The following is a 15,193-nucleotide window of genomic DNA, read 5'->3' as shown; positions in this document are numbered from 1 at the left end:
ATGCCCACGCGCGTGCTTCCCGATGCCAATGTCCTGCACGCCAGAACGCTCCGAGACTGGCTGCTTCTGCTCAAGGACACGGGAAACGCAAGCATGTTCCACGTTTTCTACACCGAGGACATTCTCGCAGAGACCATCCAGAGCATCCGCAGGCGAAATTCCGGCCTCAGCGGAACCGAGATCACCAAAATCCGGGACGCGATCGCCGGAACGATGGACGGCCGGATCGACGACTACCCGTCTGGGCAGGAGGCTGTCGCTCTGACCGATCCCTTCGATCGGCACATCCACGCAGCCGCCGTCGCCGGATCCATGGATTGCGTTGTCAGCCTTGACCGCGGGTTCACTGACCTGCCGACGTCAGTACGGGATACGCTCGATTACGAGATCTACACCCCGGACGAATTCTTCGTGCTCATCGACGATTCGTCGCCGCGACTCGTCCGCGCCACGCTGCGGAGGCAAATCCAGTACTTCTCCGGACGCGGCCGCACACACTTGGATTTCGCTGGCGCACTAGCCAAATCCAGCTGCCCCGCCTTCGCTGAGCGAATCGCCAGGCGGTGCCGTGAGATCGCGTTCGACAGTTAGCTGGCGAAAACCTCCGCCGGAAAAGGAGTCTCCCGGTCCTCCAGCAACCGCCCGTAAAAGGCGTTCATCTCCACCGCCACCGCGGCATGGCGAGCCACTACCTCAGCGACCGGCGAGGGCAACGAAAGCTCCCCGGCAGCCGCACGGCGGACCGCGGTCAAGCGGCTCTCTCGGTCCCAAGTCCCGCACACCTCGGTCACCAGCCAGTTCACCAGATACATCGACCCATAAGCCCGGTCATGCCCCGCATTCAGCTCCGCGAACGCCATCTCCTCCGCGGTCAGATCGAACCGGCGCGCGAAGGACAAGCCGAAATCGGTGAGGACGAACCGGTCGCCGTCGGTCAGGAAGTTCTCGAAGTGGTTGTCGAAGTGCAGAACTCCCTGTGCACGAAGGAACGAGAGCGTCTCGGCGACCTGCTCGACAAGGCGCTCGACCTGCTCCAGATGGTCAGGCAGCCACCGATGCACATTGATCGGGAAATACTCGCAGAACAAAACAACACTCGACGAAGCATCCCGCAATTCCGTGAGTCGCTTACGGACCGCCTTGGAGCCGCCCCAGTACTCGACATCTTCTTCCAACGGACGGTCTGGCACCCGGCCCGAGGGGACTGGCAGGATCCGCCAATGGTGCAGCAGTGGGAAGTTCTCGCACGCACCACTGAGGACCCAGCCGTTCGCCATGGTGTGCAGCGCCAGTTCTCGCCACGCCGAGCCCTCCGGCGAACCTAGGCCGTAATGGCAAAAGGCAGGCAGGCCATAGAGATTGGCCGTCGAATGCGGATGCTGCCGCTCCAGTGCGGTGAGCGGAACCCGCTTCGCGAAGACCGGGACTCCGTCGACATCCAGCCGGGCACCGGTGCCGCCGATTCCTTCCGACAGCACCTCGGCGGATTCCAGCCGTTCGGTGAGCTGCCGGTCGCTCAGCAGCGAAAGACCGGTGCTCGCCGTGGCGTGCCGCGAGATTCTCGAAGAAGACCCCATAACCCGACGATAGAGAAAAGGGCGGCCCCCAAACCTGGGAGCCGCCCTTTTTCCTTGCTTAACTCACTCGTTCTCGGCTTCGCCGTTCTCGGCGGCGCCGATGCTCACCGGCGGAGCGTCGGGAACCGAGGACGGACGCTTCTCCCCGCGGAAGGTGAAGTGCGCCTCGTCGTCGCGGTCCTCCGGGTTGCCGCTCCAGCCCTCGACGTCGACCACGATGATCTGACCCGCTTCGACCTCGCCGAAGAGGATCTTCTCCGACAGCTGGTCCTCGATCTCGCGCTGGATCGTGCGACGCAGCGGCCGGGCGCCGAGCACCGGGTCGAAGCCGCGCTTGGCCAGCAGCGCCTTCGCCTTTTCGGTGAGCTCGATCTCCATGTCCTTGGCCTTGAGCTGCGTCTCGACCCGGCCGATCATCAGATCCACCATCTGGATGATCTGTTCCTGGTTGAGCTGGTGGAAGACGATGATGTCGTCGATCCGGTTCAGGAACTCCGGGCGGAAATGCTTCTTCATTTCCTCGTTGACCTTCTGCTTCATCTTCTCGTAGCGGTTCGTCGAATCCGCTCCGGAGGAGAAGCCGAGGCTCACGGACTTCGAGATGTCCGAGGTGCCCAGGTTCGAGGTGAAGATCAGCACGGTGTTCTTGAAGTCGACCGTGCGGCCCTGACCGTCGGTGAGGCGGCCGTCTTCGAGCACCTGCAGGAGGGTGTTGTAGATCTCCTGGTGCGCCTTTTCGATCTCGTCGAAAAGCACCACCGAGAACGGCTTGCGCCGCACCTTCTCGGTCAGCTGCCCGCCCTCTTCGTAGCCGACGTAGCCCGGAGGGGCGCCGAAGAGCCGCGAAGCGGTGTAGCGGTCGTGGAACTCGCCCATGTCGATCTGGATGAGCGCGTCGTCCTCGCCGAACAGGAAGGACGCCAGCGCCTTCGACAGCTCGGTCTTACCGACACCGGACGGGCCGGCGAAGATGAACGAACCGGACGGGCGCTTCGGGTCCTTCAGACCCGCACGCGTACGGCGGATCGCCTGGGAGACGGCCTTGACCGCGTCCTCCTGGCCGATGATGCGCTTGTGGAGCTCGTCCTCCATGCGCAGCAGCCGGGTGGTCTCCTCCTCGGTGAGCTTGAACACCGGGATGCCGGTCCAGTTGGCCAGCACCTCCGCGATCTGCTCGTCGTCCACCTCGGCGACGACGTCGAGGTCGCCGTCCTTCCACTGCTTCTCCCGCTCGCCCTTCTGGCCGAGGAGCTGCTTCTCCTCGTCGCGAAGGCGCGCGGCCCGCTCGAAGTCCTGCGCGTCGATCGCGGACTCCTTGTCCCGGCGCACGTCGGCGATCTTCTCGTCGAACTCGCGCAGGTCCGGCGGAGCGGTCATCCGGCGGATGCGCATCCGGGCCCCGGCCTCGTCGATCAGGTCGATCGCCTTGTCCGGCAGGAACCGGTCGTTGATGTAGCGGTCGGCCAGCGTCGCGGCCGCGACCAGCGCCGAGTCGGTGATCGAGACGCGGTGGTGCGCCTCGTACCGGTCGCGCAGGCCCTTCAGGATCTCGATCGTGTGCTCGAGCGACGGCTCGCCCACCTGGATCGGCTGGAAGCGGCGCTCCAGCGCGGCGTCCTTCTCGATGTACTTGCGGTACTCCTCGAGCGTGGTCGCGCCGATCGTCTGCAGCTCGCCGCGGGCCAGCATCGGCTTCAGGATCGAGGCCGCGTCGATCGCGCCCTCGGCCGCGCCCGCGCCGACGAGCGTGTGCAGCTCGTCGATGAACAGGATGATGTCGCCGCGGGTCTTGATCTCCTTGAGCACCTTCTTCAGGCGCTCTTCGAAGTCACCGCGGTACCGGGAACCGGCGACCAGCGAGCCGAGGTCGAGGGTGTAGAGCTGCTTGTCCTTGAGCGTCTCGGGCACCTCGCCCTTGACGATGCTCTGCGCGAGCCCCTCGACGACGGCGGTCTTGCCGACGCCGGGCTCGCCGATGAGCACCGGGTTGTTCTTGGTCCGGCGGGACAGCACCTGCATGACCCGCTCGATCTCCTTGCCGCGCCCGATGACCGGGTCGAGCTTGCCCTCGCGGGCGAGCACGGTCATGTTGCGGCCGAACTGGTCGAGCACCAGCGAGGAGGACGGGGTGCCCTCGCCGCGGCCGGAACCGCTCTCGGCGGACTTCTCGCCGGTCTGGTAGCCCGACAGGAGCTGCAGCACCTGCTGGCGGACCCGGTTGAGATCCGCGCCCAGCTTCACGAGCACCTGGGCGGCGACGCCCTCGCCCTCGCGGATCAGGCCGAGCAGGATGTGCTCCGTGCCGATGTAGTTGTGGCCGAGCTGCAGCGCCTCGCGCAGCGACAGCTCCAGCACCTTCTTCGCCCGCGGCGTGAACGGGATGTGCCCGCTCGGCGCCTGCTGGCCCTGGCCGATGATCTCCTCGACCTGCTGGCGCACGCCCTCGAGGGCGATGCCCAGCGACTCCAGCGCCTTGGCGGCGACACCCTCACCCTCGTGGATCAGACCCAGGAGGATGTGCTCGGTGCCGATGTAGTTGTGGTTGAGCATCCGGGCCTCTTCTTGGGCCAGGACGACCACCCGCCTCGCGCGGTCGGTGAACCTCTCAAACATGCGCACTCCCTCGACTGCTGCGTCGGCGGCCCGTAACCTCCGCGGATCGCGTCCGCGGCGGACAGCACCGTGAGACCACTCTAGTAGCCAAGCGGTCGCGCTTGCGTACCACTACGGCTTCCGGCGGCCCGTTCGCACCCGGACGGCGACCCGGTCGGTCACCGCTGCTCATCCGGTTGCGCTGCACCTTTACTCCCTCTCGAACGTACGGGACCGGATCAGGATTCCGCCCCGGCGCCCCTGTCCGCTCAGCGCGAACACCCCCGCGCGTCCGGGTGGTCTCACCCCTTGGCCACCCGATTGGCGCAATCCCGCGCCGTATGTAAGGTTAGGCACACCTAATGCAGGCAGAACAGGGGGTGGACCGGTGAACCCGCAGCGCTCACGCGACGACGCCCGCGAGATCGGCGACGGTCTCGCGTCCTCCCTGCTGCGCACCAGCGCCCGGTACGAACTGCGCCGCGACGTCCCCGAGGACTGGTTCCGCTGCGCTGACCTCCTGGAACAGCCCGAGCTGTTCGCCGAGTGGCGGTCCCGGCTGACCGACTGGCTCCTCGACCAGCACGGCGCGGCGCCCGCGCGCACGGCGGCCAGCTACGTGATGTCTTGGTACCTGTACGTCCCCGCTTACGCGGGCGCGCTGCTGCTGCACCACGAGCGCCGGGTGCCGTCGCTGAAGCCGGAGCAGCTCGCGTTCGGCCTCGGCCCCGACCGGCCGCATCCCGAGGGCATGGCCGTGCTCAGCGACGCCTTCTACTGCCTGCCCACCGACCCGGGCGGCGTCCGCCCCGAGGCAACCGTCGTCCGCGACGAGCGCGCGCTGGCTGCGGTGCTGCGCGCGCAGTTCGTCGGCCACGCTGCCCGCTTCGTCCGCGCCTACGCCCCCGGCACCCGGCTCGGCCGCCGCATGCTCTGGGCGGCCGCCACAGACGCGCTGGACGGCGCGCTGTGGCGGGTTGGCCGGCAAGGCGGGACAGCCGAGGCCGAAGGCGCTGGCGTCGCGGATGCCGCGCTCGTGCTCGACGCGCAGTACCGCCCGCTGACCTCGGCGTCCACCTTGCGAATGGCGGTCAACGAGGACGGACACCGGGTTTGGGAGCGCCGCCGGGAGAGCTGTTGCTTCTCCTATCTCCTACCCGGCGAGGCGGAATGCGACAGCTGTCCGCGCACCTGTCCCCGATGATCTCCATCGAGTGAAATTTCAGGCGTAGGGGTCCCGGCCCGTCGCGCCCAGCGCCCGATGCAGCACCGGCGCGGTTTCCGGCACCGCGACTTCCGGGCCGAAGACGCCGCCCTTGCGGGCCTGCTCGCCCATCCCCGCCGCGAACGCGAGGACAACCTGGGCAGTTTCGTCCGGACAGTTCAGCTCAGTGCCGCTCGCTCGCGTCAGGTCCCAGGCATGCAGGACGAGCTCGCCGAGCACCATGTCTCCGACGACCGCGGCGGGCAGCTCGGAACCGCCGAAGGTGATGGTGCCGGTCCACGCCTCCGCCGGCGCGAGCGCGGCGAGCACGTCGTCGGTCATCGCTTCCAACGCCTTCGGCCAGTCGTCGCCGACGAGGGACGCCTCGGCTTCGGTCGGCGCGGGCGGTTCGTAAGGCTCGTGCCGGATCGCGGCGGCCAGCCACGAGCCCCAGTAGAGAAGGTGGTTGAGGAGGCCGCGCACGTCGTAGTCGGCGCACGCGGTGGGCGCGGTCAGCGACGGGGCGGCCGCCGCGACGCGCCGCAGTTCGGCGGCGGCCGGGGCGAGCAGTCCGGAGTGATTCGACATGCTCCCGAGCCAACCACCCGGATTCGGCGGCCGTCTTGAAATTACGCGACGCACTACTGTTTTCAGCCATGCGGCGGATCCCGAGCGGCATCCTGAACGAGCGGACGGCTCGCACCAAGTTCACGCTGACCCGACATCCGCCCGCCCCGGAACTGCGCGAATTCGTGGAACACCACTGGATCCTGCGCTGGGACCTGACCGAACCCCACGACCAGCACGTGCTGCCGAATCTGTCGGTGCACGTGACGTTCTTCCCCGGCGCGTGCGGGGTTTACGGTCCGGCGCACCAGCTTTTCACGCACCGGCTCACCGGACGCGTACACGGGATCGGGGCGAGGATCCGGCCCGGCTGCTTCCGCCCGTTCCTCGACGCCCCGGTGCGCACCCTCGCCGACCGCGCGGCGGACGTGGCCGAGGTCTTCGGGCCGGACGCCGCGCTCGCGGAAAAATCCATCCGGAATGCGCGGACCGACGCGGAAATGATCAATGCAATCGACAACTTGCTGATCGCACGCCGCCGTCCCATTCCGCGAGCGACCCGGGCGGCCGCCGACGCGGTGGAAACAATCGCCGCGGATCCGGGGATCACCAAGGTCGCGGAACTGGCGGCGGCACTCGGACTGTCCGTCCGGGCGGTGCAGCGGTTGTTCGCCGAGCACGTCGGAACAACGCCGAAGTGGGCGATCCGGATTTACCGCCTCAACGAAGCCGCTCGGTTGCTCGCCGCACCGATCCCGCCGGATTACGCAGATCTGGCGACTCGGCTGGGCTATAGCGACCAACCTCACTTCATCCGCGATTTCCGCGCGGTGACCGGAGCGCCTCCCGCGGAGTACGCGCGCTCCGCTCGCCGGCTGATGTCGGGCGCGCCGGACGGCGCAAAGCCGGGAAACTAATCCGGAACGCCAAACGGCCGCCGGGAATGTTCCCGACGGCCGTTTGGCAGGCAGTCCGCGAAGGGGGTCTCCGGTTCGCTAACCGGAGGACCGCATCCGCGAGTTCCGGAAATGCCCGGTCAGTTCTTCTTGTGGTAAGCCTCGACGACCTCCGACGGGATGCGCCCGCGGTCGGAAACCTGGAAACCGTTCTTGCGGGCCCACGCGCGAATCGCCTGGTTCTGCTCGCGGTCGACCGCGGCCGGGCGGGCCGGGGACTTGCCGCCGGCGACCGGACGCAGCGGCGCGCGCTTGCGGCCGCCAGCGCGGCGCGCGTGCTCGACATACTGCGCCAGCGCGTCCCGCAGTTCCTCGGCGTTTTCGCTCGACAGGTCGATCTGGTAGCTCACACCGTCCAAACCGAACTCAACGGTCTCTTCCGCCTCACTGCCGTCGAGGTCGTCGACCAGAGAGACCAGCACCTTCTGTGCCATCTGATTCCTCCTGCGGGGCTTGCCCGAATGATCTGGCTACATGATCTGGTTTCGGGGCAAGCCCCGAGCTACAGAAGTCTTTGACACCCATATTAATACCCGCTTGCCCCGCCGTAGGCAAATCCGCATTGAGAAAATCCGACCGTGCGACGGGGCCGCGACCTATTCAGGGCGTACGAGCGGGAAGAGGATCGTCTCCCGGATACCGAGCCCGGTCAGTGCCATGAGCAGCCGGTCGATCCCCATTCCGACCCCGCCGCTCGGCGGCATTCCGTACTCGAGCGCGCGGAGGAAATCCTCGTCGAGACGCATGGCCTCGCTATCCCCGGCAGCGGCGAGCCGCGCCTGTTCGGTGAGCCGCTGCCGTTCCACGACCGGATCCACCAGCTCGGAGTATCCGGTGGCGAGTTCGAATCCGCGCACGTACAGGTCCCACTTCTCGGCCACGCCCGCGCGGGTGCGGTGCTGCCGGGTGAGCGGAGACGTCTCGAGCGGGAAATCGCGGACAAATGTGGGGGCGCGCAGTCCGTCGCCGACGAGATGTTCCCACAGTTCCTCAACGAGTTTGCCGTGCGCTAGCTTGGGATCCACCTCGATCTCGCGCGCCGCGGCGATCTTGTGCAGTGCTTCGGCGGGAGTATCCGGCGTCACTTCCTCGCCGAGCGCTTCCGAGAGCGACTCGTACATGCCGAGTGTCGTCCATTCGCCGGAAAGGTCGTACTCGGTTCCGTCGGCGAGAGTGACGACCTGGGTACCGAGCACGTTCTCAGCGGCCTCCTGGATGAGTTCGCGCGTCATCACGGCATTCGTGTCGTAAGTGGCGTACGCCTCGTAGTACTCCAGCATCGCGAACTCCGGCGAGTGCGAGGAGTCGCTGCCCTCGTTGCGGAAGTTCCGGTTGATCTCGAAAACCTTCTCGATGCCGCCGACCACACAGCGCTTGAGGTACAGCTCCGGCGCGATGCGCAGGAACAGCTCGAGGTCGAAGGCATTGGAATGCGTGACGAACGGCCGGGCCGTGGCTCCGCCGTGCAGCGTCTGCAGCATCGGCGTCTCGACCTCGGTGAATCCCCGGCGGTGGAACGACTCGCGCAGCGAACGCATCACGCCGGAGCGCGTGCGCACCACGTCGCGCGCCTTCGGCCGCATAATCAGATCGACATAACGCTGCCGGATTCGCGTTTCCTCGGCCAGCTCCTTGAACGCCACCGGCAGCGGGCGCAGCGACTTCGCCGCGATCTGCCAGCTGTCGGCCAGCACGGAAAGCTCGCCGCGCTTCGAGGTGATCACCTCGCCGTGCACGAATACGTGGTCGCCGAGATCGACAGTGGACTTCCACGAGGCGAGCGACTCGGCGCCGACCTGCGCGAGACTCAGCATCGCCTGCAGTTCCGTGCCGTCTCCCTCACGAAGAGTGGCGAAACACAGTTTGCCCGTATTGCGGAGAAACATGACGCGACCGGTGACGCCGACCGACTGACCGGTGCTGGTGTCGGCTTCGAGACCGGAATGTTCGGCACGGATCTGCGCGAGAGTGTGCGTACGCGGAACCTCTACCGGGTAAGGATCGGCGCCCTCCGCGATTATCCGGTCGCGCTTGTCCCGGCGCACCCGCATCTGTTCGGGCAGGTCGTCATCGGGCAGTGCGTCGGACGCGGGGAATTCGGTCATGGCCATAGCGTACGAAGCCGCTGGTGAACCGCGTCAACCGGATTCCCCTACCGGGGCACTCACGGTATTAGGGTGGTTACTCGTGAGCGATCCCGGCAGTGATGCGGAACTGCACGCCCGGCAGGCTTCTTCGTTCGGCGACCAGGCAGGCGCCTACGCCCGGCACCGGCCGGACTATCCCCTGGCCGCACTCGAATGGGGGATGTCCGGAGCAAACCGACCGGTACGCGAGGTGCTGGACCTCGCGGCGGGCACCGGAAAACTCACCGCAGGGCTGGCCGGCCTCGGCCGCTCGGTGACCGCGGTGGAACCCGATGCGGACATGCTCGCCGAACTGTCCCGGCGGCTGCCGGACGTTCCCGCACTGCTCGGCAAGGCCGAGGACATTCCGCTGCCGGACGCGTCGGTGGACGCGGTGTTCGTCGGACAGGCCCTGCACTGGTTCGATTTGGCGCCGGCGTTCGCGCAGATCCGCCGGGTGCTGCGGCCGGGAGGGGCCGTCGTGGCGCTGTGGAATCACGACGACGAATCAGTGCCGTGGGTGCTCGAATTCGCCCGGATCATCCGCACGGGCATCAGCCGCTACCTCGCCGGCACGGAGCAAACGCTGCGCGCGGACGGCTTCGGCCCGTTCGAACAGGAGCGGTTCGCCCACCAGCACCGCCGCTCGATCGATTCGCTGCTGGCGACCGTGTCCACGCATTCGCATCTGCTCGTCGCTTCGGAGCCGGACCGCGACCGGACGCTCGCGCGAGCCAGGGAGTACCTGGAATCCGTTCCGGAGACGGGAACAGGCGAATTCGACTATCCACTGGTCACGACGGTGATGCGGGCTCGCCGGGGCTGAGCGGCGACCGAAATCACCACCTCGCCGCGGGCCCGGAGTGCTAATTTCGGAAGCGGCGGTGCTCCCGCCCCGGACGAGCGCGTCGTACCCGGTGACGACAAGACGGCGCAGTGAACGCATCCGTCACTGCGAAAGGTTCTCGATCATGGCCTGGCTCGTTCTCGTTGTTTCCGGATTTCTCGAAACCGTGTGGGCTGCGGCGCTCGGCGCATCGAAAGGCTTCAGCAGGCTCTGGCCGAGTGTGCTGTTCGGCGGCGCGCTGCTGCTCAGCATGTCCGGCCTCGCGTATTCATTGCGCGAAATTCCGCTCGGCACCGGATACGCGGTGTGGGTCGGCATCGGCGCGGTGGGGACCGCGGTGTACGGGATCGTCGCGATGAACGATCCGCTCACCGTCGGCCGGATCACCTGTCTCGTGCTGATTGTCGCCGGGGTCGTCGGGCTGAAACTGTTCCACTGAGCTTCATCCGAGCGCGATCTCCAGCCCGCGCAGCCGCTCCGGCGCGGAAATCACGTCGATCCCGGCAATCAAGTCGCCGTCGAAAACGAACTTGAGAACCACGGCCAGCCTGCCGCGCGGGGCGAGCACCAATCCGGGAACGCCGTCGACCACCGCGACCTGCGTGCTGCGCGCCATTTCCGAAGCGAGCAGCGCGCCCTTGCTGACCGCTCGGACGCCGCGCAGCACCACCGGCGCCGCGCCGGTGTCCGAGTGCAGCACGACGTCTGGGTCGAGCACCTTCAACAGTCCCGCGAAGTCTCCCTCGCGAGCCGCGGCCAGATACGCCTCGACGACCCCACGCCGCTTGCTCGCATCGGCCGGTCCGGCTTCTCCGCCACGCACCCGGCGACGGGCTCGGCTGGCCAGTTGCCGGACCGCCGCCGGATTGCGGTCCAGGATCTGCGCGATGTCCTCGAAGGGCACGGCGAACATGTCGTGCAGCACGAACGCGATCCGCTCGGCCGGGCCGAGGACGTCGAGCACTACCAGCATCGCCAGGCCGACGGAATCGGCCAGCTGGGCTTCTTCGGCGAGGTCCGCGCCGTCGTCGCCGCGGTCGAGCGGGAACGCGTCCAGCGAATCCTCCCGACGGCGTTCGCGCGTGCGCAACAGGTTCAGGCACACCCGCGCGACCACAGTCGTGAGCCAGGCAGGCAAATTCTGCACTGCGGAAAGGTCCGCGCTGTCGACGCGCAGCCAGGCTTCCTGCACCGCGTCGTCGGCCTCGCTCAGCGACCCGAGCATCCGGTAGGCGACTCCGCGCAACCGTGGACGTTGCTCCTCGAATTGAGCCGCGAGCAGGCTTTTCTCGTCCACTTGTCACATCTCCTTCGCGGGCGGGTTCATCCCAGTAGGACACCCCCAGTGCCCAAGCCCAGCGGCACTGTACCCGGAAGGAATTGTCATGACGACGATCTTGGTCACCGGCGGCACCGGAACCCTCGGCAAACTGGTCGTTCCCGCGCTCGGCGACGCGAAGGTGCGCGTCCTCAGCCGCACCGCGAACGGCCCCGACCGGTTCGCCTGCGACCTGATGACCGGCGAAGGACTGGCTCCCGCGATCGACGGCGCCGACGTCGTCGTGCACCTGGCGGGCGGTCCGAAGGGCGACGACGTCGCGACGGGGAATCTGGTCCGCGCGGCCGAACGCGCCGGAGTCGGCCACCTGGTTTTCATTTCGGTGATCGCTGCGGACGCGCTGCCGCTGGGTTATTTCCGCCGCAAGCACGAGGCCGAAAAGCTCGTCGCCGCGTCGGACGTGCCCTCGACCATCCTCCGCGCGGCCCAGTTCCACGGTTTCTGCCTCAATGCCGTGCAGGCGGTGGCGAAACTGCCGGTCGTGCCGGTTCCCGCGATCAATTTCCAGCCGGTCGACGTCCGGGAGGTGGCCGAGCGGATCGCGCAGCTGGCGCTCGGCGCCCCGGCCGGACGGGTACGGGATCTGGCCGGGCCCAAGGTGTACGGCATGGGCGAACTGGTCGACAAGTATTTGCGGGCTCGCGGACGACGGCGGCTGAAAATGCCGGTGCGCATTCCCGGTGCGGCCGGGAAGGTCTATCGCGCGGACGGCAACCTCAACCTCGACGCAGACACCGGCGCCCGCACTTTCGAGGATTACCTCGCCGAGCAGATCGGCTAGCGCACATTCCGTTCGTACACCAGCCGCAGGCCGAGCAGCGTCAGGTCCGGCACGTGCTCCTTGATCGTCTCGGATTCGCCCAGCACCAACGGGGCGAGCCCGCCGGTCGCGATCACCGTGACCGGTTCTGCGCTGTCGTGCTGCAATTCGCGCACGATCCGTCGCACGAGCCCGTCGACCTGGCCGGCGAAGCCGTACAGAATGCCGGACTGCAGGCATTCCACGGTGTTCTTGCCGATCACCGAACGCGGCGGGACGAGTTCCACCTTCCGCAGCGCGGCCGCGCGGGCGGCGAGCGCGTCCACCGAGATCTCGATGCCCGGGGCGAACGCCCCGCCGAGGAATTCGCCCCGGGCCGAGATCGCGTCGACGTTCGTGGAGGTGCCGAAATCGACCACCACGCACGCGGTGGCGTGCAAATGGTGCGCGGCGAGGGTGTTCACGAGCCGGTCCGCGCCGACTTCCTTCGGGTTGTCCACCAGCAGCGCGACGCCGGTGCGCACGCCGGGCTCGACGACGATCTTCGGCACCCGCGCGTAATAGCGGCCGAGCATCACCCGCAATTCCCGCAGCACCGCGGGAACCGTGGACAGCGCGCTGATCCCGGTGACCGCGTCGGCGTGCGGGCCGAGCAAGCCCCGCATGGTCAGCGCGAGTTCGTCCGCGGTCATTTGCGCGTCGGTGCGCATCCGCCAGTCGCCGAGGAGCTCGGTTCCCTGGTAGAGACCGAGATTGATGTTGGTGTTCCCGACGTCGACAGTGAGCAGCAACGAGGTCTTTCCTTACCGCGGCCCGCGAATCGTCCGCCGTCGATCGGTCAGTTTTCGGCGTGCAGCAACGCGTCGAGCCGGCGCGCGTCCGCGGTTTCGGCCACCGGGAACGTCATCGTGTCCTCTTCGGGCAGCGTGACCGTGCCGCTCAGCAGGCCCGATCCGTCCGGGGCGTGCGCGGGGTCGTCCCCGCGCTCGACGATCCGGTTGTAATCGTCCACAAAGATCACTCGCGGCCGGTACGCGCGCGCCTCCGCGTCGTCCATCTGCCCGTAGGCGATCAGGATGACGAGGTCGCCCGGGTGCACCAGATGCGCGGCGGCCCCGTTGATGCCGAGCACGCCGCTGCCGCGCTCGCCGGTGATGACGTAGGTTTCCAGCCGGGCGCCGTTTGTGACGTCCACAATGGACACCTGCTCGCCCTCGAGCAGATCGGCGGCCTCCATCAGGTCCTCGTCGACCGTGACCGAGCCCACGTAGTGCAGGTCGGCCTGGGTCACCGTGGCCCGGTGGATCTTCGATTTCAGCATCGTGCGATACATCGTGGACTCTCCCTATTCCCCTGCGTCCGGATCCCCGCTCGGATGTTCCACGGCTTTTCCGAGCAGCACTCCCGCGTTGTCGATCAGCCGGGTACTCCCCACCCGGGCCGCGACCAGCAACCGCGCCTCACCGTCGACGGGCGCCGGCCCCAAATCGGTTCCCCTCAATTCCAGGTAATCCACTTCCACCTGGGGACGGGCCGCGAGCGTCTTGCGCGCCATGTCCAGCACGGCCTCCGCCCCGTCCCGTCCGACGTGCGCCCCGGCCGACAAAGCGGCCGACAGCACCACGGCGTCTTCCCGTTGTTCCGGCGTCAGGTAGACGTTGCGCGAGGACAGCGCGAGACCGTCCCGTTCCCGGACCGTCGGCACCCCGATGACGCGGGTGTCGATGTTCAGGTCCGCCACCATCCGCTTGATCAGCACCAGCTGCTGGTAGTCCTTCTCCCCGAAGAACGCGTAATCCGGGCGCAGCAGGTTGAACAGCTTCGCGACGACCGTCAGCACCCCGGAGAAATGCCCCGGCCGCACAGCTCCCTCGAGCTCGTCGCCGAGCGGGCCGGGGTTCACGGTGACCATCGCGTTGTCCGCGTACAGGTCCGAAGCCTTGGGCGTGAAGGCCAGTTCAACGCCAGCTTCGGACAATGTCGTCAAGTCGGCTTCGAGCTGGCGGGGGTACGCCTCGAAGTCCTCGCCCTCGCCGAACTGCAACGGGTTCACGAAGATCGACGCGGCGACGACGGTGTTCGGCAGCCGTTTCGCGCGGCGCAGCAGCTCGCGGTGGCCGTCGTGCAGCGCGCCCATGGTGGGCACGAGCGCGACCTTCCGGCCGACGCTGCGCAGGCCCCAGCTCACCTTGCTGATGTGCTCGGGCGGCTGGAACGTGTTGAGCGTTCCGCGCTGGAATTTCGGTGTCGTCACGGGGTCTGTCCTTCAGCGGGGTCGGCGAGAAGATCGGTCAGTTCGCCCGCGGCCGCGGGATCGAGCAGGCCCGCCGCGCGGGACCGTTCGGCCGTGCGCCGGGCCAGCGCCCGGTAGGCCGGGGCGATCTGCGGCGCCCGGTCCGTGAGCACGTCGAGGTGCTTGCGGACGGTGCCGAGATCACCACGCGGGACCGGTCCGGTGAGGGCGCGGTCCCCGTGGCGAAGGACATTGTCCAATGCCGCCGAAAGCAGCGGTGCGACGAGTCGTTCCGGATGCCCGATTCCGGCGCCGCGCAGAGTTTCGGTGCAGTCGGCGACCAGCGTCATCAGGTGATTCGCGCCGTGCGCCAGCGCCGCGTGATACAGCGCCCGCGCGGATTCGGGAACCCGCACCGGTTCGGCACCCATCTCGACGGCGAGCGCCTCGCCGACGTTCCACGCCGCGTCGTCGTCCGGAGCCGCGGTGACGCCGATGCTTGCCGCGACAAGGCGTTCCAGGTCTTCCTCGCGTCCGGTGAAGGTGAGCACCGGGTGCAGCGCGAGCGGCAGCGCACCGGCTTCCGCGACCGGGGCCAGCACGTCGATGCCGTGCGCACCCGAGGTGTGCACCACGATCTGGCCCGCACGTACCGAATTCGTAGCGACCAGACCACGGACGGTGCCGGCGAGCGCGTCGTCAGGCAACGCGAGCAAGACGAGATCCGCTCTCCGCACGACCTCGTCGGGCGGCAGCAAGGGGACATCCGGCAGCAGCCGTTCCGCGCGGTTCAGCGAAGCCGCGGACAGCCCCGAAGCGGCGACTACGGTGTGGCCTGCCCTGGCCAATGCCGCACCGAGGACACTGCCCACGCGGCCGGCGGAAACGACGCCCACGGCAAGGCGGGCCGGTCGGTTCATGGCGTGCGCCTGTGGACGCTCATGGCTCGAAACTCCTCATGTTCGTTCCAGTCCCGCTCTTTCGTCGCGGGT

Annotated in this window: 15 protein-coding genes, 1 pseudogene and 1 riboswitch; of the genes and pseudogenes, 6 read left to right on the top strand and 10 right to left on the bottom strand. The window is 67.7% G+C overall.

The window, feature by feature from the left end; all coding sequences use genetic code 11:
- Positions 1-591 (top strand): PIN domain-containing protein, encoded by a 591-nt coding sequence (locus FKO37_RS06435; RefSeq protein WP_238603970.1) that lies wholly within the window; start codon positions 1-3, stop codon positions 589-591.
- Here FKO37_RS06435 and FKO37_RS06430 read toward each other — a convergent pair.
- The gene (locus tag FKO37_RS06430; RefSeq protein ID WP_238603969.1) at positions 588-1,577 is read right to left on the bottom strand and encodes a hypothetical protein; all 990 of its coding nucleotides are present in this window, start codon (positions 1,575-1,577) and stop codon (positions 588-590) included. The two genes, FKO37_RS06435 and FKO37_RS06430, sit on opposite strands and share 4 nt — an antisense overlap.
- A 63-nt stretch (positions 1,578-1,640) precedes the next feature.
- Positions 1,641-4,190, bottom strand: coding sequence for an ATP-dependent Clp protease ATP-binding subunit (locus FKO37_RS06425; protein WP_037808241.1), 2,550 nt, complete (start codon positions 4,188-4,190; stop codon positions 1,641-1,643).
- Positions 4,191-4,557: 367 nt separating this feature from the next.
- Here FKO37_RS06425 and FKO37_RS06420 point away from each other — a divergent pair, with 367 nt between their 5' ends.
- Positions 4,558-5,373, top strand: coding sequence for a (2Fe-2S)-binding protein (locus FKO37_RS06420; RefSeq protein WP_238603968.1), 816 nt, complete (start codon positions 4,558-4,560; stop codon positions 5,371-5,373).
- Between the two features lie 18 nt (positions 5,374-5,391).
- On the opposite strand, the gene FKO37_RS06415 is transcribed toward FKO37_RS06420, so the two are convergent.
- Complete coding sequence (locus FKO37_RS06415) at positions 5,392-5,961, bottom strand: TIGR03086 family metal-binding protein (protein WP_238603967.1); 570 nt, start codon at positions 5,959-5,961, stop codon at positions 5,392-5,394.
- A gap of 68 nt (positions 5,962-6,029) precedes the next feature.
- Here FKO37_RS06415 and FKO37_RS06410 point away from each other — a divergent pair, with 68 nt between their 5' ends.
- The gene (locus FKO37_RS06410) at positions 6,030-6,857 is read left to right on the top strand and encodes an AraC family transcriptional regulator (protein WP_238603966.1); all 828 of its coding nucleotides are present in this window, start codon (positions 6,030-6,032) and stop codon (positions 6,855-6,857) included.
- 119 nt (positions 6,858-6,976) lie between these two features.
- Here the strand turns inward: FKO37_RS06410 and FKO37_RS06405 are convergent, their stop codons facing one another.
- Positions 6,977-7,330, bottom strand: coding sequence for an Lsr2 family protein (locus FKO37_RS06405; protein WP_037354752.1), 354 nt, complete (start codon positions 7,328-7,330; stop codon positions 6,977-6,979).
- Positions 7,331-7,492: 162 nt separating this feature from the next.
- Complete coding sequence (gene lysS / locus FKO37_RS06400) at positions 7,493-9,001, bottom strand: lysine--tRNA ligase (RefSeq protein WP_238603965.1); 1,509 nt, start codon at positions 8,999-9,001, stop codon at positions 7,493-7,495.
- 82 nt (positions 9,002-9,083) lie between these two features.
- On the opposite strand from lysS, the gene FKO37_RS06395 reads away from it, so the two are divergent.
- Both FKO37_RS06395 and FKO37_RS06390 read left to right on the top strand, forming a co-directional pair.
- Positions 9,084-9,848: a class I SAM-dependent methyltransferase gene (locus FKO37_RS06395; RefSeq protein ID WP_238603964.1), complete on the top strand. Its 765-nt coding sequence runs from the start codon at positions 9,084-9,086 to the stop codon at positions 9,846-9,848.
- A gap of 49 nt (positions 9,849-9,897) precedes the next feature.
- A riboswitch (guanidine-III (ykkC-III) riboswitch) is annotated at positions 9,898-9,960 on the top strand.
- 33 nt (positions 9,961-9,993) lie between these two features.
- Positions 9,994-10,308, top strand: a complete 315-nt coding sequence (locus tag FKO37_RS06390) for a multidrug efflux SMR transporter (RefSeq protein ID WP_037808251.1) — start codon at positions 9,994-9,996, stop codon at positions 10,306-10,308.
- Between the two features lie 3 nt (positions 10,309-10,311).
- Here FKO37_RS06390 and FKO37_RS06385 read toward each other — a convergent pair whose 3' ends face one another.
- A complete protein-coding gene (locus tag FKO37_RS06385; protein ID WP_238603963.1) occupies positions 10,312-11,166 on the bottom strand; it encodes a sigma-70 family RNA polymerase sigma factor in 855 nt (284 codons plus the stop codon).
- Positions 11,167-11,254: 88 nt separating this feature from the next.
- On the opposite strand from FKO37_RS06385, the gene FKO37_RS06380 reads away from it, so the two are divergent.
- Positions 11,255-11,989: an SDR family oxidoreductase gene (locus FKO37_RS06380; protein WP_238603962.1), complete on the top strand. Its 735-nt coding sequence runs from the start codon at positions 11,255-11,257 to the stop codon at positions 11,987-11,989.
- On the opposite strand, the gene FKO37_RS06375 is transcribed toward FKO37_RS06380, so the two are convergent.
- The 4 genes and pseudogenes from FKO37_RS06375 to FKO37_RS06360 all read right to left on the bottom strand — a co-directional run.
- Positions 11,986-12,759 (bottom strand): type III pantothenate kinase, encoded by a 774-nt coding sequence (locus FKO37_RS06375; protein WP_037808260.1) that lies wholly within the window; start codon positions 12,757-12,759, stop codon positions 11,986-11,988. The two genes, FKO37_RS06380 and FKO37_RS06375, sit on opposite strands and share 4 nt — an antisense overlap.
- Positions 12,760-12,806: 47 nt before the next feature.
- Positions 12,807-13,301 (bottom strand): aspartate 1-decarboxylase, encoded by a 495-nt coding sequence (panD, locus tag FKO37_RS06370; protein WP_043827144.1) that lies wholly within the window; start codon positions 13,299-13,301, stop codon positions 12,807-12,809.
- Positions 13,302-13,313: 12 nt separating this feature from the next.
- Positions 13,314-14,222, bottom strand: coding sequence for a pantoate--beta-alanine ligase (gene panC / locus FKO37_RS06365; protein ID WP_238603961.1), 909 nt, complete (start codon positions 14,220-14,222; stop codon positions 13,314-13,316).
- A pseudogene (locus FKO37_RS06360) lies at positions 14,219-15,133 on the bottom strand (Rossmann-like and DUF2520 domain-containing protein); the annotation flags it as partial. The gene panC and the pseudogene FKO37_RS06360, both read right to left, overlap by 4 nt.
- Positions 15,134-15,193: the final 60 nt, after the last annotated feature.

It is taken from the genome of Amycolatopsis sp. Poz14, assembly GCF_006704225.1.
In the GTDB taxonomy this organism is placed as follows: domain Bacteria; phylum Actinomycetota; class Actinomycetes; order Mycobacteriales; family Pseudonocardiaceae; genus Amycolatopsis; species Amycolatopsis nivea.
The sequence above is the reverse complement of the archived record's forward strand: the minus strand, read 5'-3'. Positions and strand labels throughout refer to the sequence as shown.